At 36.6% G+C, this 26,693-nt stretch carries 24 protein-coding genes; 20 read left to right on the forward strand and 4 right to left on the reverse strand.

From position 1 onward, the window contains the following. Positions 1 to 21: 21 nt before the first annotated feature. From AC4BC7_RS15695 to AC4BC7_RS15740, 10 genes are all read left to right on the forward strand, one after another. Positions 22 to 1,656, forward strand: coding sequence for an extracellular solute-binding protein (locus AC4BC7_RS15695; protein WP_490503343.1), 1,635 nt, complete (start codon positions 22 to 24; stop codon positions 1,654 to 1,656). A gap of 127 nt (positions 1,657 to 1,783) precedes the next feature. Then, a complete protein-coding gene (locus AC4BC7_RS15700) occupies positions 1,784 to 2,401 on the forward strand; it encodes a YesL family protein (protein ID WP_490503344.1) in 618 nt (205 codons plus the stop codon). Then, complete coding sequence (locus AC4BC7_RS15705; protein WP_207941600.1) at positions 2,401 to 4,662, forward strand: helix-turn-helix domain-containing protein; 2,262 nt, start codon at positions 2,401 to 2,403, stop codon at positions 4,660 to 4,662. Before AC4BC7_RS15700 ends, AC4BC7_RS15705 begins: the two co-directional genes overlap by 1 nt. A 15-nt stretch (positions 4,663 to 4,677) precedes the next feature. Next, on the forward strand, positions 4,678 to 5,622 hold the full coding sequence (locus AC4BC7_RS15710; RefSeq protein ID WP_490503345.1) for a DUF7916 family protein: 945 nt from the start codon (positions 4,678 to 4,680) through the stop codon (positions 5,620 to 5,622). Positions 5,623 to 5,633: 11 nt separating this feature from the next. Further along, a complete protein-coding gene (locus AC4BC7_RS15715) occupies positions 5,634 to 6,563 on the forward strand; it encodes a metallophosphoesterase (protein ID WP_490503346.1) in 930 nt (309 codons plus the stop codon). After that, positions 6,527 to 7,840 carry an alpha-L-fucosidase gene (locus AC4BC7_RS15720; protein ID WP_490503347.1) on the forward strand — a complete coding sequence of 438 codons (1,314 nt, stop codon included), beginning with the start codon at positions 6,527 to 6,529 and terminating at the stop codon, positions 7,838 to 7,840. The genes AC4BC7_RS15715 and AC4BC7_RS15720 overlap by 37 nt, the downstream gene beginning before the upstream one ends. Continuing rightward, the gene (locus AC4BC7_RS15725; RefSeq protein WP_490503348.1) at positions 7,837 to 8,451 is read left to right on the forward strand and encodes a YitT family protein; all 615 of its coding nucleotides are present in this window, start codon (positions 7,837 to 7,839) and stop codon (positions 8,449 to 8,451) included. The genes AC4BC7_RS15720 and AC4BC7_RS15725 overlap by 4 nt, the downstream gene beginning before the upstream one ends. Positions 8,452 to 8,543: 92 nt before the next feature. After that, entirely contained in the window at positions 8,544 to 9,935 is a 1,392-nt protein-coding gene (locus AC4BC7_RS15730) for a glycoside hydrolase family 1 protein (protein WP_207941605.1), read from the forward strand. Next, complete coding sequence (locus AC4BC7_RS15735) at positions 9,935 to 11,266, forward strand: beta-N-acetylhexosaminidase (RefSeq protein WP_490503349.1); 1,332 nt, start codon at positions 9,935 to 9,937, stop codon at positions 11,264 to 11,266. The genes AC4BC7_RS15730 and AC4BC7_RS15735 overlap by 1 nt, the downstream gene beginning before the upstream one ends. A gap of 12 nt (positions 11,267 to 11,278) precedes the next feature. After that, positions 11,279 to 12,223, forward strand: a complete 945-nt coding sequence (locus tag AC4BC7_RS15740; RefSeq protein WP_490503350.1) for a glycosylasparaginase — start codon at positions 11,279 to 11,281, stop codon at positions 12,221 to 12,223. A 156-nt stretch (positions 12,224 to 12,379) separates the two neighbouring features. Here the strand turns inward: AC4BC7_RS15740 and AC4BC7_RS15745 are convergent, their stop codons facing one another. Continuing rightward, positions 12,380 to 13,018, reverse strand: a complete 639-nt coding sequence (locus AC4BC7_RS15745) for a copper homeostasis protein CutC (RefSeq protein ID WP_207941607.1) — start codon at positions 13,016 to 13,018, stop codon at positions 12,380 to 12,382. Between the two features lie 83 nt (positions 13,019 to 13,101). On the opposite strand from AC4BC7_RS15745, the gene AC4BC7_RS15750 reads away from it, so the two are divergent. The 5 genes from AC4BC7_RS15750 (at position 13,102) to recD2 (ending at position 20,044) form a co-directional block, all read left to right on the forward strand. Next, positions 13,102 to 13,944, forward strand: coding sequence for a methyltransferase domain-containing protein (locus AC4BC7_RS15750; protein WP_207941608.1), 843 nt, complete (start codon positions 13,102 to 13,104; stop codon positions 13,942 to 13,944). A gap of 272 nt (positions 13,945 to 14,216) precedes the next feature. After that, on the forward strand, positions 14,217 to 16,244 hold the full coding sequence (locus AC4BC7_RS15755; protein ID WP_490503351.1) for an Ig-like domain-containing protein: 2,028 nt from the start codon (positions 14,217 to 14,219) through the stop codon (positions 16,242 to 16,244). 128 nt (positions 16,245 to 16,372) lie between these two features. Next, a complete protein-coding gene (gene trmL / locus AC4BC7_RS15760; protein WP_490503352.1) occupies positions 16,373 to 16,876 on the forward strand; it encodes a tRNA (uridine(34)/cytosine(34)/5-carboxymethylaminomethyluridine(34)-2'-O)-methyltransferase TrmL in 504 nt (167 codons plus the stop codon). A 9-nt stretch (positions 16,877 to 16,885) separates the two neighbouring features. Beyond that, the gene (locus AC4BC7_RS15765; protein ID WP_490503353.1) at positions 16,886 to 17,509 is read left to right on the forward strand and encodes a histidine phosphatase family protein; all 624 of its coding nucleotides are present in this window, start codon (positions 16,886 to 16,888) and stop codon (positions 17,507 to 17,509) included. Positions 17,510 to 17,533: 24 nt separating this feature from the next. Beyond that, entirely contained in the window at positions 17,534 to 20,044 is a 2,511-nt protein-coding gene (gene recD2, locus AC4BC7_RS15770) for an SF1B family DNA helicase RecD2 (RefSeq protein ID WP_490503354.1), read from the forward strand. Between the two features lie 61 nt (positions 20,045 to 20,105). Here recD2 and AC4BC7_RS15775 read toward each other — a convergent pair whose 3' ends face one another. Next, complete coding sequence (locus tag AC4BC7_RS15775) at positions 20,106 to 21,065, reverse strand: diacylglycerol/lipid kinase family protein (RefSeq protein WP_490503355.1); 960 nt, start codon at positions 21,063 to 21,065, stop codon at positions 20,106 to 20,108. Positions 21,066 to 21,522: 457 nt separating this feature from the next. Here AC4BC7_RS15775 and AC4BC7_RS15780 point away from each other — a divergent pair, with 457 nt between their 5' ends. Then, positions 21,523 to 21,771: a hypothetical protein gene (locus AC4BC7_RS15780; protein ID WP_207941614.1), complete on the forward strand. Its 249-nt coding sequence runs from the start codon at positions 21,523 to 21,525 to the stop codon at positions 21,769 to 21,771. Positions 21,772 to 21,825: 54 nt separating this feature from the next. Here the strand turns inward: AC4BC7_RS15780 and AC4BC7_RS15785 are convergent, their stop codons facing one another. Together AC4BC7_RS15785 and cbpA are read right to left on the reverse strand one after the other, a co-directional pair. After that, the gene (locus tag AC4BC7_RS15785; RefSeq protein ID WP_490503356.1) at positions 21,826 to 22,323 is read right to left on the reverse strand and encodes a QueT transporter family protein; all 498 of its coding nucleotides are present in this window, start codon (positions 22,321 to 22,323) and stop codon (positions 21,826 to 21,828) included. Between the two features lie 154 nt (positions 22,324 to 22,477). Further along, on the reverse strand, positions 22,478 to 23,113 hold the full coding sequence (cbpA, locus tag AC4BC7_RS15790) for a cyclic di-AMP binding protein CbpA (RefSeq protein ID WP_207941616.1): 636 nt from the start codon (positions 23,111 to 23,113) through the stop codon (positions 22,478 to 22,480). A 145-nt stretch (positions 23,114 to 23,258) separates the two neighbouring features. Between cbpA and rpmG the strand changes: the two genes are divergently transcribed. From rpmG to AC4BC7_RS15810, 4 genes are all read left to right on the forward strand, one after another. Continuing rightward, complete coding sequence (rpmG, locus tag AC4BC7_RS15795; protein ID WP_207941617.1) at positions 23,259 to 23,411, forward strand: 50S ribosomal protein L33; 153 nt, start codon at positions 23,259 to 23,261, stop codon at positions 23,409 to 23,411. Positions 23,412 to 23,421: 10 nt separating this feature from the next. Further along, the gene (secE, locus tag AC4BC7_RS15800) at positions 23,422 to 23,592 is read left to right on the forward strand and encodes a preprotein translocase subunit SecE (protein ID WP_207941618.1); all 171 of its coding nucleotides are present in this window, start codon (positions 23,422 to 23,424) and stop codon (positions 23,590 to 23,592) included. 196 nt (positions 23,593 to 23,788) lie between these two features. Continuing rightward, the gene (nusG, locus tag AC4BC7_RS15805) at positions 23,789 to 24,334 is read left to right on the forward strand and encodes a transcription termination/antitermination protein NusG (protein ID WP_207941619.1); all 546 of its coding nucleotides are present in this window, start codon (positions 23,789 to 23,791) and stop codon (positions 24,332 to 24,334) included. An 87-nt stretch (positions 24,335 to 24,421) separates the two neighbouring features. After that, entirely contained in the window at positions 24,422 to 26,689 is a 2,268-nt protein-coding gene (locus AC4BC7_RS15810) for a helix-turn-helix domain-containing protein (RefSeq protein ID WP_490503357.1), read from the forward strand. Positions 26,690 to 26,693: the final 4 nt, after the last annotated feature.

Genomic DNA, 26,693 nt, shown 5'->3' on the forward strand with positions numbered 1-26,693 from the left:
TTTTTATAAGGGGAGAAAGATATGAAAATGCACAAGTCTAAAGTTTTGTTTGGCTTGCTGGCTTGCGGGGTATTATTAGCAGCTTGTGGCGGAAACAAAGACAACGCAAATGACAAAGGAAGTGACGTTGAATTAGGAACAGTAGGCGAATTTCCAGTCACAAAAGAAAAAATCAAAATGACCATGATGGGACCAGGAACTGGTCAAGCAGAATGGAAAGACATGCCAGTTTTCCAAAAAATGGCTGAAATGTCAAACATTGAATTTGAATTTACGACACCACCAACTGCTGACTTTAGTACAAAGCTAAACTTAGCATTTGCAGGGGATGATTTACCAGATGTCTTATTCGGAACAAGTTCAGAATCATTAACACCAGCAATGGAAATGGATTATGGTTCTCAAGGCATTTTAGTACCATTAGAAGATTTAATTGATGAAAATATGCCAAACTTGAAAAAAATTATGGATGAAGATCCATCAATCCGTAAATCAATTACAACACCAGATGGTCATATCTATTCATTACCAATGATTCACCGTGGTGAGACAGCAATTTGGCCTCGTGGTCCAATGTGGTACCGTGGTGACTGGTTGAAAGCGTTGAATGTGACAGAATTACCAAAAACAACCGACGAATTTTATGACTTATTAGTTCGTTTCCGTGATGAAGATCCAAATGGTAACGGTAAAAAAGATGAAATTCCATTGACTGACGTGAAAATGGATAGTACTCGTCCTTGGTTAATGGGTGCATTCGGTTTAACTGAACGTGGTATTGAAGAAATTAACGGTGAAGTTGTTTATACACCAATTACTGAAAACTACAAAGAATACGTAACATTCATGAATAAATTGTATTCTGAAAAACTATTAGACCAAGAAGTATACGGTCAAGCAGATGAACAGAAAAAAGCTAAAGGACAAAATAACCAAATCGGTTTATTCCCAGATTGGTTCTCAATCTTTACAACTGGTAAAAATGAAAAAGATGCAACTGACGATTTGATGTTCCAACCATTAACATCTGATGTTTCACCAGAAGCGGTTGTTCCAGGAAGCACACGTATGGCTCGTGAAACATTTGCTATTACGAAAAATTGTCCATCACCAGAAGCTGCACTACGTTGGGTAGATTATTTCTACGGTGAAGAAGGTTCTTACTTCTTAAGTAAAGGTCCTGAAGGCGCGCTATGGGAATTTGCTGAAAACGACAAAGGTGAAGAAGTTCGTGTCTATGCAGAAGGAATTGACACTTCTAATACCGAAGAAGAACGTTCTAAGATTACACCAAACTACGGTATTACTGTCCCAACAATGGGCTATCCAGAAACAGAAGATATGATGATCTTAGTTGATCCAAATCAAGAACCAGATCGTACGTTTATTGAATTTATCGATTCAGAAACACAAGTGAAAATTACGCCTTTTGCAAAAGTTCCTTATCCATTGTTATACTTAACAACGGAAGAAACAGAGCAAGTTCGTGATTCAGAAACAGACTTGAAAACTTATGTAGAACAAATGGAAGCGAAATTTATTACTGGAGTAGAGCCTTTATCTAACTGGGATAAATACGTGAAAACTATCGAAAGTATGGGTGTTGAAGAATACGTTTCCGTATACCAAACAGCTTACGATCGCTGGGCAGAATAATAATCTGTAATGACAGTTGGTTTGAAAAGCTCAAACCAACTGTTTTTTGTTATTTTGTCTCCATTAAAAAACTAAAAAACGCAATTTTATGGTAAGCTAATGGTAGAAAATTAAAGGGGGAACTAAGATGAAGGAAATGAGAGGGATTATCAAAGGCAGTTACGTCTTAGGGCAAAGAATTATCGATGGTCTTATTCTACAGCTTTTATTCATCGTCTACACATTACGAGGAGCCATTATTTTAGGTTTCTTTCCAGCTTTAGCAGCAGTGTTTCATGTCATTTATTTAGCAATTACCGGAAAAAGTGGGAAATTTAAACCTGCATTTGAACAATTTTACAAAGAAAATTTTAAAATAAGTAATCAATTAGGTTATACCGCATTAACAGGTTGTTTGTTCTTATGGGTAGATTTACGAATTTCAGCTACGTATATTCAACTACCGCTTTTACATTATGTATTAATTTTGTTATTTGTTTTATGTTTAGGTACAAGTTTATTTCTCTTTCCAACCTTGTGTCGCTATTCGTTAAAATACGGAGAATACTTGCGACAAGCCGCTATTTTATTTTTCAGCAATATAATTGAATCGATTGCGATTTTAGTAGGTGTCTTTATTGTTGTTTGGCTATATGTTATTTTTCCAATTTTATTAGTCATTGCCGGGGTGCCGTTACTCATTTTTCCAATTATCTGGTTTGCACTTCAAGCAATGGTTAAAACGGAACGAAAGGCTGAAGCTTAATGAAAATTATGCAGCATTTACCTAAAAAATTTTCGTTCACCAATAAGACATTTTATCGCTATGTATTCTCTTATTTACTCGTATTTTTGTTACCGTTTTCTATTGTGTCGGTGATTTGGTATAAAACATCCACAGATAGCATTAATAATCAAATTGATCTATCTTCTCAGAATCATTTGTTGCAAGTAAAATCAATTATGTCGGCTAATTTACGACAATTAGATTATTTAACAGAACAAATTAGCACGAATCCTTCATTAAGTGAAAAACAATTTGCACACCCGTATTATGCATGGGAAGCAAATCGTGAATTATTACGAAATAAAGTGAACAGCAACATTATTGAAGAATTATATGTGTATTTTTATAGTCAACCCAATCAAGTCTATTCTTCCAATGGGCTCTTGGATTTTCCAGCATTTATGCAACAACGTTATGGAACGTATGCTTTTGATGAGAAAAAATTGAAAGCTTCGTTAAACACCAAAGCACCTCTGATTGAACGGATTCCATCTGGCCAAAAGAATGGTGTGGGTTTGATGACTTACATTGTGCCATTAACAGCAACAGATGGTTTGCCATCTGGTGTGGTGATGTACACGATGCGAATGATTGATATTCAAAATTTCTTAGATAAATCTGTTGATCGCGAGACAGGGAATGTATTTATGGTGGATCGTGAGAATCGTTTATTAGTGGCTTCTCACAATGATGACATACCAGAATTTATGAATAACCCTTCCGAAGTAGAGAAACTTTATCAACAACATTCAAGGAAAACAAAAGCGGGCACATTCTTAGTCAATACTTCCGAGGATGAAGACTTTGGTATCCGCTATATCTCATTAACAAATACGGAGCAAGCATTAAGTGATGTGCGTACCGTTCATTATCGGCTAATGGCGTTAGTACTATCCATTTTAGCTTTGGGACTAGCCATTGTTTTTCTAATTGGTCGACGACAATACAAACCAATTCATGAACTAGAAAAATTAATGGAAAAACAATTAGGTGGCGTTCGTGAAGCCGAAGAGTTAGATGACTTTGTACGGATGGAACAGCACGTTACGAGCTTCTTACAACAAAACAAGGAACTCCATCAAGAAATTCGTCGTCAAACACCACATGCTCGTGAGCAAGTACTACGAAAATTATTGATGGGAAGATTTAAAGACGAAAAAGAAATTCAATTGTTATTAGAATCTGTGGAGGTTGTTCTCTATAAAGAGAGTTATTTTGTTATGTTGATTGACACGAAAATGATTACAACTGAAACAAGTATTCAAAACCAAGAATTTTTAATGAGTTTCTTAGGTTCAATTTCAGGAAAAGGCTATCGTGCGTATGGTTCTGAATTACTTTCGAATCAAGCAATTGCTTTATTAGTTAGTATGGATGGATCCGTGAATCATTCCGATATTGTGCGTGAAATTGTTGCCAAAATTGTTTTAGAAAACACTGTTGCACCAACGATTGGTGTAGGTTCAGTTGTTTGTGAATTGGCAACAATTAATCGATCTTACATTGAAGGATTAGCAGCACTTGAATATCAGGCTGTTTCTGATAAACCTAATCAAGTTTTATTCTTTAAAGAAATCAAAAATGAAAAGAAAAATTCGGTCGTTTCTTATCCTGCCGATGAGCAATTAAAGTTAAGTCAGAGTTTACAACAAGGAGACTTCGAGATTGCTTCTGAAACGATTGAAATTATGGTGAAGAAAGGCATGCAAGAACAACGCACTATCGCAGGAATGAAGCTTTATAGTTATTATCTATTGAATAGTGTCGTGAAAGTAGGTGCAGAAGTGATTGGCGATTCCTTTTTCCAAGAAGCTGAAAAAGCTGTGGAATTTCGCAATTTATTAGAACTTCAAAATGAATTAATTAAAATGAGTGAGAAAATTTGTTTAGCTGTCCAACGCAATCCCAAAAATCAAGAATCAAAATTACAAAAAGATATTTTTGTTTATCTCGATGCAAATTATGCTTCTCATGATTTTTCATTGGAAAGTGTGGCAGAAAAATTTGATGTCTCAGTTTCTTATCTGAGCCGTTTTATCAAAAAAGAAAGTGGCATGACCTTTTCAAAATATGTCCAAGAAAAACGTTTAGACAAAATTAAAAAAGAACTTCGTGAGACAGATAAACCAATTAAAGAAATTATTTCGAGCGCTGGTTATTATGACGTGTCAAATTACACGCGAAAATTTAAACAAATTGTCGGAATGACGCCAGGACAGTATCGTAATAAAAATCGTTAAGAAAGAGGGAGAATTGTGGTAAAAAGATTGATTAGCGCAACAGCATCAGAAATTCGAAAAATGAATCGTGAGGAGATGTTTGAATCCATTAAAGCAAGTGAAGGACGTGTCATTGTCAGTGAAAATGTATGTGTAGCTGCACCTGCATCAGACAGTACAACGAATGCCGAACTTGCAGCAGCATTTGGAGCGGATATGCTTTTATTAAATCTCTTTGACTGTTTAAATCCAGTTGTGATTGGTTTGCCAAAAATGGGCTTATCAGAAGCATTTGATATTTGGAACAATCCAAGTAAAAATACACGCAATCCAATTGAAGAATTGAAAAAATTAACGGGTCGTTTAATTGGTGTAAACCTAGAGCCAGTTGCTGAAAATCAAGAGACAATGGGTGAAAAAGTCATTATTTCTAATGGACGTAAAAGTACAGCTGAAACCTTCCAAGCTGCGGAGAAATTAGGTGTGGATTATATTTGCTTAACTGGAAATCCAGGCACAGGTGTAACGAATGAACAAATTGTGCAAGCGATTCGTGTGGGAAAAGTCAATTATAATGGTCTAATTATCGCTGGTAAAATGCACAGTGCAGGTGTCGATGAACCGATTATGACCAAAGAAGCCATTCAACAATTTGCAGATGCAGGCGCAGATATACTCTTGTTACCAGCTGTCGGTACAGTTCCTGGTTTTGACCAACAAGAATTAAAAGAAGCCGTTAAAATGGCAAAAAGTTTAGGCATGCTTACAATGTCGGCGATTGGTACAAGCCAAGAAAGTGCTTCGCCAGAAACAATTCGCCAAATCGCTTTATGGAATAAAATGTGTGGGGTGGATATGCAACATATTGGTGATGCTGGTTATAGCGGTGTTGCCCCAGCTGAAAATATTTATCATATGTCATTGGCGATTCGTGGAATGAAACATACCATTCAAATTATGGCGCGTTCAATTAATCGTTAAGGAGAGTTTTCATGTTACGATGTCGACCAGATGGAAGTTTTATTATCGCTCATTTTACAGATTTACATGTGGGGTATCCCAACAATGAGGCAGATCGACGGACACTGCAAGATTTAAGAACGTGTCTTGAAACGTTGGATGCTGATTTACTAATGTTTACAGGGGACCAAATTTGGTGTTATGGCGACAATAATCCCCAGCAAGGATTTCAACAGGTTGTTGATTGTATTAATACTAGTGAGATTCCCGTAGTTATCACTTACGGGAATCATGATTCAGAACATGGGAAAATCACACGTGAAGCGCTGCGCCAAATGGAACAAGGGTTAAAAAATCGTGTTTTCGGTGAGCAACGAATCTTGACCAAAGAACGTTTATCGGAACTGTTTTACATTTATGATTCGACAGGCCAACATGTGGTGAAACAATGCGTGGTGTTTGATTCTGGCGATTATGTTTCTGAAAAAATAGCGCAACAATTAACTGATAAAAATGCCGACAATTGTTATGCGTATTTATATACTGAACAAGTTCGTTGGCTGGAACAAACTTTACAACCAGTAGAAACAGCCATTTTTTTGCATATTCCATTGGTGGAATATCAAGAGGCAAAAGCCTTCATCGAAACGGGACAATGCCTAGAGGCAATTTGTAGTCCGGAAATTAATACGGGATTGTTTGCTACCTTGGTTGAACACGAGCAAGCAGTGAATGTTTTTTGTGGACACGACCATGACAATGATTTTACAGCTGAGTGGTTAGGTGTCGGCTTACATTATAGTCGCATTAGTGGCTACAATGTTTATGGACAATTTGCTAGAGGGTATCGTCAAATTATCCTTCATGAGCAAAACGCATTAGCAACAACAATTATTTCATATGATGAACACAAGGAAGGTAAATCATGGCAAAAATTAGACAAGACATTGAAGAAAATCTAACGACTGATTATGAAGCTTATGAAGAACTCCCCGAAGTTATTCAAGAAAAATTAGAGTGGTTTAAAGATCAAAAAATTGGTGTGATTTTTCACTGGGGGCTGTATGCAGTAGCAGGGATTGTCGAATCTTGGCAAATGTCTGAAGAAGATGACTGGGCTAGAAAAAATCCTTGGCGTAATGATATTGATGAATTACGTGCGGACTACTGGGGATTAAATCATTCATTTAATCCGTACCAGTTCAATCCAACCGCATGGGCCCAAGCGTGCAAAGATGCCGGTTTTCGATATATGCTTTTTACGACAAAACATCATGATGGTTTTAATATGTATGATACCGCTTATAGTGAGTACAAAGTAACACAAACGCCTTGTCCTTTTGCCGAAAATCCACAAGCTGATGTTTTTGGTGCAGTGGCAGAAGCCTTTCGCGAAGTAGGATTAAGTGTAGGTGCGTATTATTCAAAACCAGACTGGCATTCCCCGCTCTATTGGGTACCAGGAGAAAGACCAAAAGGACGTTATGCTAGTTATGATCCGCATGAATTTCCTGAACGTTGGGCGCAATATAACCAGTTTGTCCATGACCAATTAGTTGAAATTACAACTAATTATGGTGAATTAGATATTCTTTGGTTAGACGGCGGTTGGGTCAATAGTCGTCACGAATTACTGGATATGGACCGAATTACTCAAGCAGTTCGCACGCAACAACAGGATTTACTAATTGTCGATCGCAGTATCGGTGGGAAATATGAAAACTATGTCACTCCGGAACGAAAAATTCCAGAGATTCCGCCAACTAAAGCATGGGAAAGTAACATCCCATTGGCGAAAAACTGGGGCTTTTGTCCGAATGATACGTACAAATCATTTGAAGAAATTCTAACCAGTGTCGTTCAAGTCGTTGCCATGGGTGGAAATATTATTTTAGGTGTTGGGCCAAAACCAGATGGAACCTTACCTAGAGAAGCCTTAGCAATTTTGGAACCTTTAGGCGAATGGTTAACACAATTTGGTGAAGGTATTTATGAAACACGACCAAGCACGTATAAAGCACCTCACGGCTGGTCATTCACACAAAAAGGTACTGTCATTTATGCATTTGGTGAAAAAAACGCACCAGATTTATCTTGCCAGTTATTTGGAGCAATTGAGAGAATTACGTTATTGAATACAGGTGAAGTTATCAGTGACCCAATGGATGAATTATCTACAGGTAAAGAGCTTTACCAGGTTTATAAAATCGAATTAACAAAGAAAACGAGAGAACAATGAAAACAAAACAGCCACAAACAATCAAAAAACAATCGGAACGAGACGCTATTTTAAAAATCATTTTTGGGAATATTCTACTTGGCTTTGCTTATGCCAAGTGGATGGTTCCCCATGCGATTATTAATGGTGGCGTCACTAGTTTGTCTTTAGTGTTAAGCAAAGTCTTGAATAGTGACGTTGCTTATTTGACAAATATCATAACGATTGGATTATTAATTGTTTGCTGGCTATTTTTAGGTCGTGGACGCTTTCTTAAATCAATTGTCAGTAGTGTGTCATATTTATTTTTCTTTACGTTGTTCCATCGATGGGAATTTTCGATTGTGCTTCATTTGCCGATTGATTTTTTGTTGGCTTCGTTATTGATTGCAGCAGGCTATTATTTTTGCTTGTCCGCTGGTTCTTCTGCAGTCGGAGTGGATGTCATTGCTTTGATTATCCATCAAAAACGACCGGCGATTTCTTTGGCAAAAGCAATTCGCTGGCTAAATTATACGATTTTAGTTTTAGGTTTCTTTACGTATGGTTGGCAATCAATAGTCATAGGTCTGTTATTTAGTTTTGTCTATTCATGGCTGTTAGAACGCTTTTTACAGCAAGAGAGTATGTAACTATTGCGTAATTTTATGAGCGAAAAATCCACATATTGTTTTGTATTCGTTTTCTTAGTAGAGTGAAGAAAAGAGATTGAGGAGGAGAAACAATGATTACATTTCCAAAAGATTTTTTATGGGGTGCGGCAACCTCGGCACCACAAACAGAAGGAGCGGCATTCATTGATGGCAAAAGTCCTTCTACTTGGGACAAATGGTTTGAAATGGAACCAGAGTTATTCTTCGATGGTGTAGGTCCTAATGATACATCAAATGTCTATTTTCAATATAAAGAAGATGTGGCGTTAATGAAAAAAATGTCGATGAATTCGTATCGAACATCAATTGCTTGGACACGTTTATTACCTGATGGCAAAACGCTGAATCCAAAAGCAGTGGCTTTTTATCGCGATTATTTTGAAGAGATGATTAAAAATGGAGTGGAACCAATTATCAATCTCTTCCATTTTGATATGCCGTGGTGGTTGATGGAAAAAGGTGGTTGGGAAGCACGTGAGTCAGTGGATCATTTTGCCTTTTATGCAAAAACGGCTTTTGAACAATTTGGTGATATCGTCAAAAAATGGGCAACGTTTAATGAGCCTTTAGTGCATATTGAATGTGGTTATTTAGGAGATGCACATTATCCTAAAGTCCATGATTTTAAACGTGCCATTCAAGTAGGCTATCATACATTATTAGCACATGCGGCAGCTGTTAAAGCATATAAAGAATCCTCACACAATGATGGAGAGATTGGTATTATTTTAAATCTGTCACCTGTTTATGCTAAAAGTGAGGCTCCGACTGATCAAGAAGCACGACATAAGGCCGATTTAATTTATATTCGCAGTTTTGTTGACACGGTCGTTAACGGTTATTTCCCAGAAGAATTGATTACTATTTTGGCTGAAAACCACTTATTGCCAGAGACACAAGCAGGTGATCGAACAATTTTTGAAGAAAATACCATTGATTTTTTAGGCGTAAATTACTACCAACCATTACGGGTACAAGCAGTAGAAAATCCACGTTTTCCTGCACAATCTCCGGGTGATTTTGCTCGTTATTACGATTGGCCAGAAAAACGAATTAATCCACATCGCGGCTGGGAAATCTATCCAGAAGGGATGTACGATATTGCGATGCGTCTAAAAAATGATTACAGCAATATTCCTTGGTATGTCTCTGAAAATGGAATGGGTGTGGAAGGAGAAGAACAATTTTTAGATGAGCATGGTGTTATTCAAGATGACTATCGCATTGAATTTTTAGAAGATCATTTATCAATGTTGGCAAAAGCAATGGATGAAGGTAGTCAATGTTTTGGTTATCATATGTGGACGTTTGTTGATTGCTGGTCATGGTTAAATGCCTATAAAAACCGTTATGGATTTTATCGATTAAATCGTGACCAAAACTATGCTCGTTCAGATAAAGCAAGTAGTTATTGGATGAAACAAGTGATTGAACAATCAGGATTTGAGTGCGGAGGGAAGTAATGAGTTATACAATTTCTGTTACAGAAATCAGTAGTTTAACAATTGCACGACGTTTAAAAATGGTCGTGGAACGTTTATTTAAACAAGCGGTAAGTATTACCCAACATGAAGTAGGCGATTTGCATCTTGTACAACAAGCAAATACTTCTGTCATCTATAAAGATCGTGGGATTAAAGTAGTTGCTGATAAAAATGAATTATTGGCGGTTGCCTCGCATGCCTTAATTCGGGAGTTTTTAGGTGAGTTGCCTTTAGGTGAGACAGTGGTCACCTATCAACAAGAACAACGAATTTTAATGATTGATATGGCACGAAAATATTTTTCTAAAGAAATTTTATTGCAATTCATTGATAGTATGGCATTGGCGCAATTTAATTATTTGCAATTACATTTCTCAGAAAATGAAGGCTTTCGTATTGAATCAGAAGTAGCACCTGAAATCGTTTCGGATGAATATCTTACAAAAAATGAAATACGGGAAATTATTTTATATGCCCAACAAGCCGGAATTGAAATTATTCCAGATTTTGATAGCCCGGGACATTTAAAACAAATTTTACGAACACATCCAGAATGGCAATTACAAAAAAAACAAGAAGATGGAACGCTGGAACGTGATCCAGCTGCCTTAAATATTTGTGACCCAGAAGCGATTGCATTTATTCTGTCGATTTATCAAGAATATGCCGAATTATTTGCGGATAGTACGTATTTCCATATCGGTGGCGATGAGTTTGTCGATTTTGATCAAATTGAAGCGTACCCTGAATTGCGTGCTTATGCAAAAGCAAACTATGGGGAAGCTGCAGAAGGCATTGATACATTTGTTTCTTACGTTAATCAAGTCATTGAAACGATTAGTCAATGGGGCTTTGTTCCGCGTATTTGGAACGACGGTTTTTTCCGACTAAATCGTAGCGAACAAATAAATTTAGCAACAAATGTGGAAATTACGTATTGGACGAAATGGAATCAACACATGGCTTCGGTAGCCACTTTCTTAGAAAAAGACTATACGATTATTAATTTTAATGATAATTACTTCTATTATGTTTTAGGTGAAAATGCTGGTTATTCCTATCCAACCTACGACAAAATCTTGGATGGTTGGACGCCAGAAATGTATGCACAACAACAAGTGATGACACAGCTTACGTCGCAATTACCTGGTGTAGCATTGGCTATTTGGTGCGATCGACCAGAAGCGCAAGATACACAAGTCGTTTGGGAGAATATGTCGTATCTATTATTTGCAGCGATGCAAAAATTGACAACAGTCTTTGCAGATCAAAAACAAATCGAAACGATTATCAAAACATATTTTCATTAAGGAGGAAGTCCTATGTGGGGAATTATTGCAACTTGGCGAATGGCATTTGATGGAGTGACAGTTGCGAGTCAATTATTAAAAGAAGGCGTCACAGTCGGAGATGCTATTGAATCGGCGGTGCGCTTAGTCGAAGATAATCCTGTCTATAAATCGGTTGGTTATGGCGGTCTACCTAACATTCAAGGGACTGTTCAATTGGATGCTGCTTATATGGATGGTGACACGTATCAAATTGGTGGCGTTGCCGGAATATCGTATGTGAAAAATCCTATCTCTGTAGCGAAGCAGTTGAGTAAGGAACGCTTTAATAGTTTTTTAGTTGGCGAAGGTGCGCGTGATTATGCAGTTCTTAATGGTTTTGATATTCAAAATATGTTAACAGATCGTGCAAAAGCTGAGTGGGAAAAACGTTTGAAAGAAGTGCAAAAAAATCAACTCAACCCTTACGATGGCCATGATACCGTCAGTATGGTGGGGCTTGATGTTAGCGGTAGTATGGCGACAGGTACGTCTAGTTCAGGTTTGTTTTTGAAACAACCAGGTCGTGTGGGTGATTCACCTTTAAGTGGTTCTGGCTTTTATGTGGACAGTGAAATTGGTGGTGCTGCGGCAACTGGTTTAGGTGAGGATTTAATGAAAGGCTGTTTGTCCTACGAAATTGTTCGTCTGATGAAAGCAGGATATACACCACAAGAAGCATGTAATCAAGCAGTCTATGACTTTGATGCACGCTTGACGAAACGAAATGAAAAAGCAGGTGCCTTCTCATTAATTGCGATGGATTGCAACGGGGCATGGGGCGTTGCTACAAATGTTGAATTTACCTTTGTAGTGGCGACTGAAAACCAAAGACCAACTATGTATGTCGCAACACCAGCAGAAGATAACCAAACGAACATTGAACCAATTACCGAAGAATGGTTGGAACAGCAACGTAAAAATCCAACAGTCGATTAAAAAATGGGCAGCTCTTGATGAGTAGTGTGGAGAGAAATCTGAAAGGCTTCTCTCCACACTTTTTTTGCTATAATCCATAAAAAGATATCCTCCTTGATAAAACGTGCATCGTTACAAGGAAGGATATCTTAATAAATACGTATGCTGAAAATTGAATTAGTCGAACGGGACAATTTTTGTGCCATGAACTTCAGTAACACCTAATGTATCCACTACTTCTTGAGCATTTTCAAATGAGATGCCGCCACCAGGTAAAATAATAATCCGATTATCTGCATGAGCAATTAAGGCTTTTAAATGTTCATAGTTTTCAGCAATCGGCGTGCCACTGGCTCCACCATGCGTTAAAATACGTGTCACACCACGTGCCGCTAACCAATCAATTGCTTCAAATTGGCGTTCTGTAGGAATCGCATCAAAGGCCATATGAAAAGTGATTTGTAAGCCTTCAGCATTGTCAATCAACATTTCCAATGCTTCTTCATCCAACCAATTATTAGGAGTTAAACAACCAAATACGACGCCGTCAGAACCTAATTTTTTTGCTTCGATTAAATCAGTGTGCATGATTTTTAATTCGATATCATTATAGATAAAGTCACCACCACGTGGACGAATCATTGTCATGACAGTCACGCCTTTATCATCGGCATAACTCAAGGCTTCTTCAATGACACCCGTACTTGGAGTAGTTCCACCAACTGCTAGATTATCGCAAAGTTCAATTCGTTTGGCACCTTTCGCAATCGCTTGAGGTAAATCCGTATAATTTTCTGCACAAAACTCTCTTAACATCTTTTTGCCTCTTTTCCTTTTGTATATCTAGCATTTTAGCATAAGAATGTGCTAAAGTAATGAAGGAAAGATGAGGAATCAAGATGTTAAAAAAAATTGACCGCAGTGCATTATTTTTAAAAGAAAATGCGCCTTTATTTCAATGTCCCTTGTGTCATGAAGCAATGTCTGCCTTGGAAAAAGGTTTGATTTGTAGGAATCATCATCGCTTTGATTTATCGAAAAAGGGAACACTCTATTTTTTAGACCACCAAATTAAAACAGAATATGACCATGAAATGTTTTTCCATCGAGGCGCAATGATTCAAAGCGGGATGTATCAACCACTCTTAGATAAAATAGCGCCACTTTGTGAAAATGAACAAATTCTTGATGTGGGATGTGGGGAAGGAAGCTTTTTAAATAACTTAGCCAATCAAACTACGCTAGGGCCAAGTGTAGGTTTTGATATTTCGAAAGAGGGGATTTATTTGGCGACGAGTCAACCTGCCAACTTGTTTTGGTGTGTGGCTGATTTGACAAATTTACCTTTTGCCAATGAATCATTTTCAACTATTTTAAATATTTTTTCGCCTTCTAACTATCAAGAGTTCAATCGCATTTTAAAAAAGGCTGGACAGGTTATCAAAGTAGTACCGCGTAGTGGATACTTAAAAGAGTTACGGGCAGCTTTTTATCCAGAAGATGAACAAAAACAAAGTTATTCAAATCAACAAGTCGTGGATAAATTTAGACAAATTTATCCTGAAATGATGCAACAACAAGTTTCGTATGTATTTGATATTCCCGAAAAAAATCGCCTATCTTTATTAGAAATGTCGCCATTAGAGTGGGGTGTTTCGCCAGAAAGAAAAGCAAAAGTTCAAGAAAATCCATTGACAAAAATTACGATTGATTTAGATGTTCTAGTTAGCAAAAAAAATTGAAGTTTTTTTGAATTTTTCTAGATTAATCCCTTGCAATCATCAGGTAAGAATGATATATTAATTTCAAGTCATTTTTCATTGGTTTTTATCAGCATCCTGTTCTGATAAAAGTTAGTGAAAAGAGCTTCACTAACGTAACAACTCGCAGTGCTGGACACCGAGTTGGTACGTTTTTTTTTATGCACTTTTAAACTGGTTATCTTTTGATAAATTCCGATAGATGGTGTTTAATTAAGACAGATGAAAGCTTTTCAAATGGAGGAGTGAACACAATGAAAAAGTTATCCTATCAATTAGTATTCAAAGCGTCCTTATTTACATTATTCGTGCCTTTATTATTCGCTGGTTCCATAGCACTAGCAGAGGAAGACACTACTTCAGCAGTCGACACTACAACTGAAGAGCTAGTTGAACAGAAAACGAGCGCACCCACTGCATTCAAATTATCGACGCATGCATTAACTATTAGACTCAATGAAACGCAACAAATTCAAGCTACCGTATCACCAGAAGATGCAGACAATCAACAAATTTCTTGGACATCTGCGAATGAACAAGTTGCTAGCGTGACGAATGGTCTTGTTGAAGGGATTAAAGCTGGAACAACCACAATTACTGCAACCGTAAATGGCATCACTGAAACTGTTCAAGTGACCGTAACTGACCCAGTGATTGAATTAACAGATCAACAGTCTACCATTCGGGTATCTGGCGCAACCAGTGTCCTTACAAAAGAAGCAACCCTAAAAGTTGAAACAATGAAAGAAGACACAGAAATCTACAAGCGCGTCAAAGAAGCAACAAACGGACAGTTTCTTTTAGTAGATATTCAACTTTTAAATAAATTAGGGGAAAGCATGCAGCCAAATGGCACCGTTAAAGTACAGCTTCCTATTCCAAAAGATTATCAGCAAGAAAAAGTGAACGTGTATACCTATGATGATAAAATGAACAAATTGACTGAAGTCAAAGGTTCTATCGAAGGAGCATATTATACGTTTGAAACGACTCACTTTTCTTATTATGCATTAGTTGAAGAAGTGGATACACAAGCATTGACAGAGGCTATTCAAAAAGCAACTGCTTTGTCACAAACTGACTATACAAAAGATAGCTGGACAATAGTAACGAACGCGTTAGGTGTTGCTCAAGATGCTGTAGAAAACGCACAAAGTCAGGCGACAGTCGATCAAGCAACGAACGACTTGAATCAAGCGTTAAATACGTTGGAAAGAAAACCTGACAAAGCAGCCCTACAGCAAGCTGTTACGAAGGGGCAAAAGTTAAAAAAAGACAATTACCAAGCCAGCTCTTGGCAAACCTTTCAAGAAAAATTAACCCAAGCAGCAACTGTTTTAACTGACGAGAACGCGACCAAACAAGAAATTGAACAGGCGCTTAAGTACTTGCAAGAGGCTCAAAATAACTTGAAAACCCAAGATAAAACAAAATTAGTCACGGCTATCAATCAAGCAGAAGAGTTAGTGAAAAAAGACTATACAGAAAAAACATGGACAACTGTTGTGGATGCATTGAAGCAAGCAAAAAAAGTTGCCACTGATGAAAATGCGACCCAAACAGCAATCAATGAAGCAACAGAAACGTTAAATACAGCCATCAAAAAATTAGAGAATAAAGACACGTCGTCAAAAACTGAAAAGCAAAAACTCACAGAAGCTATCAAAAAAGCGGAAAAACTAGTCGAAGAACATTATACCGAGGAAACCTGGAAAGTCTTTTCTGAAAAATTGGCTACCGCAAAAAAAGTAGCAGCTGATGTAAATGCGACACAACAAAAAATCGATAAGGCTTTGAAAGAGTTAACCACCGCTCAAAAAGATTTAATTGCAGCTATCGATAAAGAAGCATTGGGTGATTTAATTGATAAAGCTCTTAAACTAAAAGCAAGTGATTTTGATACGAAAACATGGGCTAACTTGCAAAATTCTTTAGAAGAAGCCCAAGCAATATTTGGAGATGCGAAAGCTACAGTGAATGACATTGCTGAAAGTTTCAAAAAATTAAAAGCCGACATCGCTGCTCTAAAAGCTGCCCGAAATACCAATACAACCAATCGTGCCAGAAATAATTTGACAAGAACTTCTTCAACCAATCGTAGAACGAGTACGTTCCGTTTGCCTAAGAGAACAAGTACCACTTATCCAACTACGTATCGCAAGCATTCATTTTTACCACGTACTGGAGAACAATTCTCAGCATACTTGCCAATCATTGGTGGAGTACTGATAGTTGCAGGAGTCATTGTTTATATTAGACGTAGAAAAAACAAAACAAATTAATTAACAGCCTGGGAGAAAAATCTCTCAGGCTTTTTTTGAAAAATAAAAGAAGATGGCAAAAAATAAAAAATTGCGTTATCATTGATAAGAATATAGATGAACTATTGAAAAAGAAAAGAGGATTTTTTGTGAATCATATTGTTTTATTTGAACCACAGATTCCAGCAAATACTGGAAATATTGCTCGTACTTGTGCAGCAACCAATACCCCATTACATTTAATTGAACCATTAGGCTTTTCCACAGATGATAAACAATTAAAACGTGCTGGTTTAGATTATTGGCATGATGTGAATATTACGTATCATAAGAGTCTAGCAGATTTTATGGCGAGTGTAGGTAATCAGCCTGTCCATTTAATCTCGAAATTTGCCAATAAAGTGTATAGCGAAGAGAACTTTGCCGATGGTCGTGACCATTATTTCTTATTTGGGAAAGAGACGACGGGATTGCCTGAAGAATTTATGCGTGAAAATCCGGAGAAATGTCTGCGTATTCCAATGAACGACGAGCATGTTCGCTCTTTGAATTTATCTAATACAGCTGCTTTAATTGTTTATGAAGCGTTACGTCAACAAGATTTTCCGAATTTAGAATTAACGCATCATTACGAAAACGATAAAATTGATTAGGAGTTTAATATGAAACTTTATTTTACACGACATGGTAAAACAGAGTGGAATCAAGCACGCCGTTTTCAAGGGATGAATGGGGATTCACCATTGTTACCAACAAGTTATGAACAAATTTACTTATTAGGGCAACATCTCAAAGAAATTCCTTTTGAAGCCATCTATTCAAGTCCATCAAAACGGGCACGTGATACAACGCTAGGGATTCAACGAGAATTATTGCATCCAACGGAAATTATTTATAACGACGATTTGCGTGAAATGGGCTATGGCGAATTAGAAGGGCAAAGTATTGATGAAATGTATGCGAAATATAGAGAAGATTTGACAAACTTACGTCATCATTTAGATCGCTATAACCCCTCTGCTTTTAAAGGAGAAACGACCGAAGCAATGCTACAGCGAGTATCAAAAGTTATTTTTGAAGCAGTGACGTTACACGAAGGGCCACTATTATTTGTTGGCCATGGGGCGTCATTTACTGCTACCTTACAGCATTTAGTCGGAAAAGATACTTCTGAACTGCGGGCAATGGGTGGTTTGCTAAACAATAGCTTAACGATTTTAGAAACAGAAAACAAACAAAGTCCCTATCAAATGTGTCAATGGAATGATGTGAGTTTTCTAGCGTAATTTTTTAAGGAAGGAGCGGGAACCATGTTGCCAGAAAAAACGTATGTTGTCGGCAAGGTTGCCGCTATTTTTTTTCAAAATCCAAGTAATTTTTTTAAAGTATTACTCATTCGCATTGAAGAAACCAATGCAGTGTATCGTGAAAAAGAAATAGTGGTAACTGGAAGTTTTGGCGAAGTTCAAGAAGAAGAGAGTTATCGTTTCTTTGGTGAAATGGTGGCACATCCCAAATACGGGGAGCAATTAAAAGCAGATACTTATCAAAAAGAACAACCAACTTCAGAAAATGGGTTAATTCAGTATCTTTCTAGTGAAAAATTTCCTGGAATTGGTAAAAAAACTGCTGAGCGAATTGTAGAATTATTAGGTGAGCAAGCAATTGATCGGATGATTGAAGAGCCAGAACTGTTAGCCAAAGTCCCAGGATTGACAGAAAAAAAACAGCGAATGATGTTAGAAACCATTCGTTTAAATTATGGAATGGATCAAGTGATTGTTGGTTTAAATCGTTTTGGTTTTGGAAGCCAATTATCTTTTGCTATCTATCAAGCGTACAAAAATGCTGCCATTGAGATGATTGAAGAAAATCCGTATCGTTTAGTAGAAGATATTGAAGGAATTGGGTTTAAAAAAGCCGATAATATTGCTGAACAATTAGGCATCGAAGCAACTTCACCAAAACGAATTCGTGCGGCCATTTTACATCAAATTTTCCAACAGTCAATTCAAACAGGTAATACCTATGTGCCGGCACAAGATTTATTGGATCAAACCATTCGATTACTCGAAACCAGTCGACCAATTGAAATTCATCCCGAACGCGTGGCTGAGGTAGTGATTCAATTGGTGGATCAAGGGAAGATTCAGCAAGAAGGTACGAATTTATACGAAAACAGTTTATTCTTCTCGGAATGGGGAATTGCTACGTCCATTCAGCGTTTATTGCAACGAAAAAAAGAAATCCATTACCCAGAAAAAACTGTGGAAAAAGCACTGCGTAAGCTGGAAAAACGCTTAGGGATTGTGTATGGCTCTTCTCAAGAAGAAGCCATCAAGCAAGCGATTCGTGCGCCATTATTTATCTTGACTGGAGGACCAGGGACAGGGAAAACCACCGTTATCAATGGCATTGTGCAATTGTTTGCTGAACTGAATGATGTGGATTTAGAACCTAGTAAATATACCGAAGAGACGTTTCCCATTTTGCTAGCAGCACCCACTGGTCGAGCGGCTAAACGGATGAACGAAACAACAGGCTTGCCAAGTGGGACGATTCATCGTTTATTAGGATTAAATGGGCGAGAAAAAGCAACAGCGATGACACCGAAAGAACTAGAAGGTGGGTTGTTGATTGTTGATGAAATGTCTATGGTGGATACTTGGTTAGCCAATACCCTGTTTAAATCAATTTCTAACAATATGCAAGTTATCTTTGTAGGTGATAAAGACCAGTTACCATCGGTTGGTCCCGGACAAGTGTTGCATGATTTATTAGAAATTGACGCTATTCCCAAGCAAGAATTAAATGAGATTTATCGTCAAGGGGATGGCTCCAGTATTATTCCCTTAGCTCATGAAATTAAAACTGGACGTCTCCCACAAAATTTTACTCAAAATCAAAAAGATCGTTCTTTTTTTGCTTGTGATGCGTATAAAATTGAACCTTTAATTGCTCAAATTGTTCAACGTGCCAAAGATCGTGGTTTTACCCCGCAAGACATCCAAGTCTTAGCGCCCATGTATCGAGGTGCCGCAGGAATTGATGCCCTAAATAAAATGATGCAAGAAATCTTTAATCCCAATCCTGATGGTAAGAAAAAAGAAGTGCATTGGAATGAAACGGTCTATCGGATTGGTGATAAGGTATTGCAGCTAGTTAATTCTCCAGAAGATAATGTATTTAATGGTGATATGGGGCAAATTGTTGGAATTACGTATGCAAAAAATTCAGAAGATAAAGTAGACGAATTGACGATCCAATTTGATGCCAATGAAGTGACGTATAAACGCAATGAATGGAATAAAATTACCTTGTCGTATTGTTGTTCGATTCATAAATCACAGGGTAGTGAATTCAAAATGGTTATTTTACCCATGGTTCATCAATATCAGCGAATGTTACAGCGGAATTTATTGTATACGGCAATTACTCGCAGTAAAGAACTGCTTATTTTATTAGGGGAATTACCGGCGTATCAACAATGCGTTGAAAATGAATCGAATTTACGCTATACGACATTAAAAGAGCGCATTTTAGGAATTGATACTTTATCAACGACGATGCGACAACGAATTAATCAATATGAAGAAGCGGATGAAGAGCCATTTGTCGAAGAAATTGAAGCTGTTGAACCTGTAGTTGAAACTATAAAAGAAGACCAGACATCTTTGTCTTTATTTGTGGAAGAGGAAAAAGAAGCATTACCGGAATATTTGACTGAGGATATCGTTCGCACGGGACAAATCGATCCGATGATTGGGATGGAAGGTATTTCACCTTATGATTTTCAAATGAACGAACTAAATATCACATAAATAAGATGAACCGACTGAACGAAAGATAGCCTTGCTATTCTAGTTCAGTTGGTTCGTTTATTTATGCCCAAAAAAGTTGCTGTGTCAACGTCAAAGATATATCATAAGGTCCTTTACCTAATTCTTCGCCGTCAGCTTGTGAGAATTGCGGTGTTGGTGAAACAATTCGTAATTTCGTGCAAGAAAGATGGTGGTAATATTTGGATAGATGATGTTTTTTCCGAAACAACAAGAAAATTAACCAAAAAATTTTGTATAAAGGAATTCGTTCAATAACAACAAAATCTAAAGTTGCTTTTTCAATCGCTGCCATAGGAGCAATTGGGACACCTCCACCAAAATAGGGATGATTCGTAATGGTACATAAAAAAGCTTTATCATACTGATAGGTCTGTCCATTAGCTTCCACTAAAATTGGAAAGCCCTTTTGTTTAAATAATACGTGAAGAACAGAGGCGATATAAGAAAGTGAACCGAGATTATATTTGTTTAAATTTTCTTTTGTAGTAGAATGATTCGTTCGGTGAACAATCGCCGCATCTAAGCCAATCCCCACATTATTTACACTAATGCCCATTTGTTCTTGAATAGCTTCTTCATAAGTCAAAATATTAATTTCACGTGGTTGAGTCGTTTGAATGATTCGTTGAAAAGCTTGCTCTGCATCTCTTGACAAACCAATGCCACGGGCAAAATCATTGCCTGAACCAGCAGGAATATACGCAATTGGAAGCTCAATCGCCATCATTTTCAACTGATTAATTACTTGATGAAGTGTGCCGTCCCCTCCTACTACAATTAACAAAGGAAAAGGCTCGTTTGAGTCCTCTGATTCAAAAGGTCGTAAACTATTTATTGCCAAATCAGCAACAATTTCTAACTCGTGGTTGGGATATTGTGTGAGATAGGTTGTAAATAGATAGTTATGTTTATTCATTAATGAAACAAGTTGTTCACTAATTCTTTTTCCGTTGCCTCCGCCAGCTGCCGGATTGACAAGAAGATAGTAATGGAATGTCATATAATTGTTATCTCCCAAAAATTTTTCTGCTAAATATTATAACATGGAATGAATCAGAGTGTATAAAAAAGAGATTTTCGATAAAAAAGCGCAAAAAAATAGAATCCGATGAGAGAAGGTAGTTAATCTATCTGTATAGATTAGGTTTGATAACAAAGGAAGGTTCTAATGTCCACTTCGTCTTGTTTGGTCTCATCGGATTCCTATTCAGTTAGTAAGGAGTTATTCAAATTCCCACATCCTTTTCGTTTACTCGAAGACTCACAACAATTCTTTTCAACAGCTCCTACATCGGCTGCACTACTGGGAATTACTATGACTCCTTACACTTATTTTATACCATGAACCACGTATTTTTGCAAGCGATTACACTCCGTGGTTACTTGATTTTTATTACGAAAAAGTTTACAAGGATTACTTCAATCTGCTATAATTCATTGCTAAGGGAAGTGAATGAATGAAATATTATCATCTTATTAGTTTATCGATGATGTTGTTGGGTGTTCAATATGTATTACAAAATATTTTGCAGTTATCGCTTGCTCCATGGATTAGCGTTCTTTTTTTTATGTTGCAGTTAATTATTTTTATTGCTTATGCTTTATTGTTGTTAATACTTTTATTAACTTCTAAACGACAAAAAAGAACATTTAAGAAGCAAAAAGAGGCACGACAAGTTTCTTTAAATAATTTTCATAAAGCCTAATCCAAGGCTTTTTTTTTATAAAAAAAGACAAAACATACTGTTTTGTCTCATGAACTACACTTTTTCAGCAAAGTGTAGCTTACTATTAATATAATACATAACTGGTGCTGAAATAGTCATGATGATTAATTCGCTTAAAGCTGTTGTACCATAAGTTGGCCAAAATGGTAGGTCTAAAGTAATATTTAACATTAAAGCAATTAAAAACATACTCGCTGTAAAGAACAAGGTGTTTAAAACCATTCGTAGCTTTACGTTTTTAATGATGTTTTGTAAAAGGGCAGTCAGGGTTAAGGCTAATAACGTTTGACCACCACCAAAAAGAACATCGAGAATACCAAAGCCGAAAAATAAATTGTAGACGAGAACACCACCAAAAACGCCCCACATTAATTTACGATTGAATACGACTAAATGATTTAAGCTTTCAGATAAACGAAACTGAATAGCACCTGATGAAAAAGGTAAAATAAAGCTTAAGACGACATATAATCCCATAATAATGGCGTTGACACTAATAAGATATAACTTGTTGTTGCGATGAGTTGACATTGTTTTTCCTTCTTTCTCCGAGTTTTGATTACGCGGGATGGTTGATGAACCGCGGTATATAAAACACAATAGCTTATATCTTAAATTTTTTTATAAAAAAAGTCAATAAAAAGGTCATTTCTCCTCAAGCATTGAGGAGAAATGACCTTTTGGATTAAGGATTTAAATCTTCAATTTCCACAACTTTAAATTGTTTGTTTTCTAGTTGTGCGATAATTTTATCGCGTAATTCAAGAGTGGTTCCAGCAGGTAAAGTGATTAACGTGCGGCGAATAAATTCATCTTTTCCTACATCCAATGTGATGCAGCTGGCAATATTACTATACTTCGAAATAATCTTAGAGATGGCAGCAAGGTCGCCTTGTTTGCCAGTAGAAGCAATAGTTAAAACATAACTACCATCTTCAATACTCCACGATTGAGCAAGCATATTTAATAACGAGCTATGTGTTAAAATACCATAGAATTGATTGTCGTGATCTAAGACGGCAATATAAGGTAATTCTTTAATGGTAAAGAACACATGAAAGAATGAATCAGTTACATGAATGAATTTAGTCGCATTTTTTAAAAGATGCGTAACGGGCAAATTCATATCGCCGCCGTTTGCTTTATGGCGATAAATGTGCATTTTGTAGATATTTCCACGGAAAATCTTGGATGATTCATCTAAAATTGGCACGCAACGATAACCAGAGTCTTCTAAAATTTCTAGTGCTTCTGCAAGCGTGTTTGTTTCGCTGACTGTTGTTAAATTTTGTTTTTTATATACCATTGTTTTTAATAACATTTTTCTTCCTCCATTTGAGATTTTTTGACAATCTTATCATACCACAAAACCACAGAAAACTAGTCGGAGAATTGACAGTATTTAAAAATCATGGTAACTTTACTAAGTATGAAATCATTTTGAAAAATGAGCAGGAGGCAAAGGAATGGCTGGAAAAAAAGCAGCGTTAGCATGTTCTGTTTGTGGTTCTCGTAACTACACAAAATCAGTCAGTGAAGGCAAAAAAGGCGAACGCTTAGAAATTAATAAATTCTGTAAATATTGTAATCAATATACACTACATAGAGAAACGAAATAGGAGGAACATCATGAATTTTTTACGTAGCGTCAAAGACGAAATGAAAAAAGTTACTTGGCCAACAGGAAAAAAATTACGTAAAGACGTAATCGTAGTTATTGAAACGTCATTGATTTTTGCGGCTTTATTTTATCTTATGGATACAGGCATCCAATCCGTATTTAGTTGGATTCTAAACTAATTGTTTGATAATGTCAGACTAGCGAAATTAGCCTAAGGGTGTTATACTGTGTGATGAGTGGAAAACTTCGGAAGCATCTGGGGTTTTTTTATTTTTCCGTGAAAACAAATAACTGATTTGTTCGAACACTATTCGGGTTGAATCCCACCCGATAATTTCAGGGGTTCAATTTATAAAAAGATAGGGAGCCAAAATAATGGAGTCTTTTGAAAAAAGTTGGTACGTACTGCACACATATTCAGGTTATGAAAACAGAGTAAAAGCAAATATTGAATCTCGTGCACAAAGCATGGGTATGGGTGATTTTATTTTTCGTGTAGTCGTTCCAGAAGAAACAGAAGTAGAAGTAAAAAATGGAAAAGAAAAAGAAATCGTTCATAAAACTTTCCCAGGTTATGTATTAGTTGAGATGATGATGACAGATGAATCATGGTATGTTGTTCGTAATACACCAGGCGTAACAGGATTTGTAGGCTCACATGGCGCAGGTAGTAAACCAGCACCATTATTACAAGAAGAAATCAATTCAATCTTGCGCTCATTAGGTATGAGTACACGTTCAGTTGATTTAGAAGTACAAGTAGGCGACACTGTCAAAATTATTGAAGGGGCCTTCGCTGGTTTAGAAGGACATGTTACTGAAGTAGATGCTGAAAAAGAAAAACTAAAAGTAAATATCAATATGTTTGGTCGTGAAACAAGTACAGAATTAGACTTTGAACAAGTCGACACGATTGATTAATTCTCAAGAGCAAAGTAATATTTGCTCTTTTTTTCTTGTTTAAATTTCGCTATGCTTAAAGAAAACGACTTGGAATAGGGTGAGAAAATGTCGACAGCAACGTTTCCTTTTACAGTAAAGTTAGTTAAAGGACATTATTGGGTAGTGAAAAAAGAAGATACTATCAAACTTTTATTAGGTTTACATGGAGAAATAGTCGTACGTAAAAATGGATTAGACTATACGATGCGAGCAGAAGATTTACTGATTATCAATGCGTTTGAGTCCTGTGAAATTTCTTTTAAAGAGGAATCACTTGTCGTAGTTTTAGAAATTCATCGCAAAGAAATTGAGCGACAATTTGGAATACAGTGGGTACCAGTTTTTATTTGTAATACGATGGCTTCAGAACATCCAGTTTACCAAGATCGTCAATTTGCGAAAATACGGGCCCATTTGATGGCATTAGTCAGTACCTATTTTAATCCAACAGAAAACCAAGAATTTATAATTTGTGAGAAATTTTTTACATTGCTTGCTTATTTACGTAGCCAGTTCCAACAAGAAGATCAACCGTTAAAAGAAATTATCAATGAAGATATTCAGGTTATCGTTGAAACGGTGAAACGCGAGTATACTCAACCGTTGTCATTAGAGCAATTAGCCAAAGAATCGTATTTGTCTTATAATTATCTATCAAAAAAATTTAAAGATGAAACGGGCGTCGTTTTTCGAGAGTATGTTAAGGCTATTCGTTTGGAACATGCGGCAGAAGAATTGCGTTATAGTACGACATCTGTTTTAAAGGTGGCACTAAACAATGGGTTTTCAAGTAGTAAATCATTCCATAAATCATTTAAAGAACGTTACGGAATGACTCCTAAACAGTTTCGTATGCAAAAACATGCGGTAGAACAACCGAAAGCAAAAGAGCAATGGAGTGTATTGGATCGAGAAACGACCATAGATGTGTTAGCGAAATATTTGATTGAGAACGATAGTGATGAATTCGAAATAAAAAAAGAACGACAGCATACTTTTTCTTTAGCAGAACCCACCAATCCTTTTGTTTCACCCAAACGAATATTAAATATGGGAAAAGCGACGAATTGGTTAAGAGCAGAATGTCAAAATGATCTAGCAGAAGCTTTAAATGAACTAATGTTTGATTTTATTCGAGTCGATGGTTTTTGTTATGAGCAAAGAGGGACCGAATATTTAACCGTTTTTTCAGATTATCAGCAGAATAATCTATTGTTTGAATATATTATGAAGCAAGGGAAAACCCCGATAATTGTTTTTGAGCTACCTACATTAGAAGATGAAGTGGCAGCCTGGTATCAGCAGCAATGTTTATTTATCCGTCAATTGGTGAAAAAATTCGGAACGAAAGAACTCTCAAAATGGTATTTTGAATGGACTATTACGAGTAATTCTGATCAGAATTACTGGTTTAAACGTTTTTATCAAGAACTTAACGCACAGCTATCACAGGCTAAAATCGGTCTGTGTGTAGGAGATTTATATTTTCCTGAAAGGTATCAGTCAACAGCAAAGTTTTTTTCTCATCTCGTTTCCGAAGCTTTTTCGATAACCTTTTTTAGCTATCATGCTAATCCAACTGCAGTAGTGGGAAATGAAGAGCAATTATCTATTCAAGATTATCAAAAGCACAATTTGCAGCTGCTACAACAGTTATTATCCACGTATCATTTAACAGGAGAAATTTATTTAACGGATTGGGATACCTTAGTAGGTGAAGGGGAAATTTTTGCAGGTACCTTTTTCCGAGCGGCGCTGTTTATGAAAGAGTGGTTCGGATTGGCAAATAAAGTAGATGGTATCAGTGTTTGGTTAAATAGTGAATCTTATTATCCTAAGAAACAAGGCAATAGCTTGTCTTTGTATTTGGTCTATTCATTGAAGCGACCGGTCTATCTAGCACTTCAATTATTAGATAAACTACAAGGAGAGATTATCTATCAAAATGAGCAAGTTTTTGTTTGTAAAAAAGGTGATGAACTACGCGTTTTATTAACAAATCCTTCCTATATTAATCCTACCATGTCGATTAATGCGAATTATTTACAGTATCAAGCAATTGAACTTGTTTTAACTATGCAAGCGATCAAACCCATGACTTATTTAGTAAAAAGTTATTCGTTAGATAAAGACCATGGGGGAATTTATAATGATTGGCTTCGCTTAGGTGGGCTGTCCGAAATGGATGAAGAAATGGTTGCGTATTTGAAAAAGAAAATTATGCTGCGTTTTGAAGCAGAAATTAAAGAAATGACGGAAGAATCTGCCATCAAAGAAGCGCTTTCGTTTAATGCGTGTCGCCTATTATGCTTTAAGCCGTTCACTTTCGATTGAAAAG

The sequence above is a fragment of the Enterococcus sp. AMC1623 genome (assembly GCF_058216495.1).

Excerpts from the sequence above, each read along its gene's own strand:
- AC4BC7_RS15745 (WP_207941607.1), bottom strand. The coding sequence starts at position 13,018 with ATGTTAAGAGAGTTTTGTGCAGAAAATTATACGGATTTACCTCAAGCG.
- rpmG (WP_207941617.1), top strand. The coding sequence starts at position 23,259 with ATGGCTGGAAAAAAAGCAGCGTTAGCATGTTCTGTTTGTGGTTCTCGT.
- nusG (WP_207941619.1), top strand. The coding sequence starts at position 23,789 with ATGGAGTCTTTTGAAAAAAGTTGGTACGTACTGCACACATATTCAGGT.
- AC4BC7_RS15715 (WP_490503346.1), top strand. The coding sequence starts at position 5,634 with ATGTTACGATGTCGACCAGATGGAAGTTTTATTATCGCTCATTTTACA.
- AC4BC7_RS15735 (WP_490503349.1), top strand. The coding sequence starts at position 9,935 with ATGAGTTATACAATTTCTGTTACAGAAATCAGTAGTTTAACAATTGCA.
- AC4BC7_RS15780 (WP_207941614.1), top strand. The coding sequence starts at position 21,523 with ATGAAATATTATCATCTTATTAGTTTATCGATGATGTTGTTGGGTGTT.
- recD2 (WP_490503354.1), top strand. The coding sequence starts at position 17,534 with ATGTTGCCAGAAAAAACGTATGTTGTCGGCAAGGTTGCCGCTATTTTT.
- AC4BC7_RS15730 (WP_207941605.1), top strand. The coding sequence starts at position 8,544 with ATGATTACATTTCCAAAAGATTTTTTATGGGGTGCGGCAACCTCGGCA.
- AC4BC7_RS15785 (WP_490503356.1), bottom strand. The coding sequence starts at position 22,323 with ATGTCAACTCATCGCAACAACAAGTTATATCTTATTAGTGTCAACGCC.
- AC4BC7_RS15810 (WP_490503357.1), top strand. The coding sequence starts at position 24,422 with ATGTCGACAGCAACGTTTCCTTTTACAGTAAAGTTAGTTAAAGGACAT.
- AC4BC7_RS15695 (WP_490503343.1), top strand. The coding sequence starts at position 22 with ATGAAAATGCACAAGTCTAAAGTTTTGTTTGGCTTGCTGGCTTGCGGG.
- AC4BC7_RS15740 (WP_490503350.1), top strand. The coding sequence starts at position 11,279 with ATGTGGGGAATTATTGCAACTTGGCGAATGGCATTTGATGGAGTGACA.
- AC4BC7_RS15775 (WP_490503355.1), bottom strand. The coding sequence starts at position 21,065 with ATGACATTCCATTACTATCTTCTTGTCAATCCGGCAGCTGGCGGAGGC.
- AC4BC7_RS15700 (WP_490503344.1), top strand. The coding sequence starts at position 1,784 with ATGAAGGAAATGAGAGGGATTATCAAAGGCAGTTACGTCTTAGGGCAA.
- AC4BC7_RS15705 (WP_207941600.1), top strand. The coding sequence starts at position 2,401 with ATGAAAATTATGCAGCATTTACCTAAAAAATTTTCGTTCACCAATAAG.
- AC4BC7_RS15720 (WP_490503347.1), top strand. The coding sequence starts at position 6,527 with ATGGCAAAAATTAGACAAGACATTGAAGAAAATCTAACGACTGATTAT.
- AC4BC7_RS15755 (WP_490503351.1), top strand. The coding sequence starts at position 14,217 with ATGAAAAAGTTATCCTATCAATTAGTATTCAAAGCGTCCTTATTTACA.
- secE (WP_207941618.1), top strand. The coding sequence starts at position 23,422 with ATGAATTTTTTACGTAGCGTCAAAGACGAAATGAAAAAAGTTACTTGG.
- AC4BC7_RS15750 (WP_207941608.1), top strand. The coding sequence starts at position 13,102 with ATGTTAAAAAAAATTGACCGCAGTGCATTATTTTTAAAAGAAAATGCG.
- cbpA (WP_207941616.1), bottom strand. The coding sequence starts at position 23,113 with ATGTTATTAAAAACAATGGTATATAAAAAACAAAATTTAACAACAGTC.
- AC4BC7_RS15725 (WP_490503348.1), top strand. The coding sequence starts at position 7,837 with ATGAAAACAAAACAGCCACAAACAATCAAAAAACAATCGGAACGAGAC.
- AC4BC7_RS15765 (WP_490503353.1), top strand. The coding sequence starts at position 16,886 with ATGAAACTTTATTTTACACGACATGGTAAAACAGAGTGGAATCAAGCA.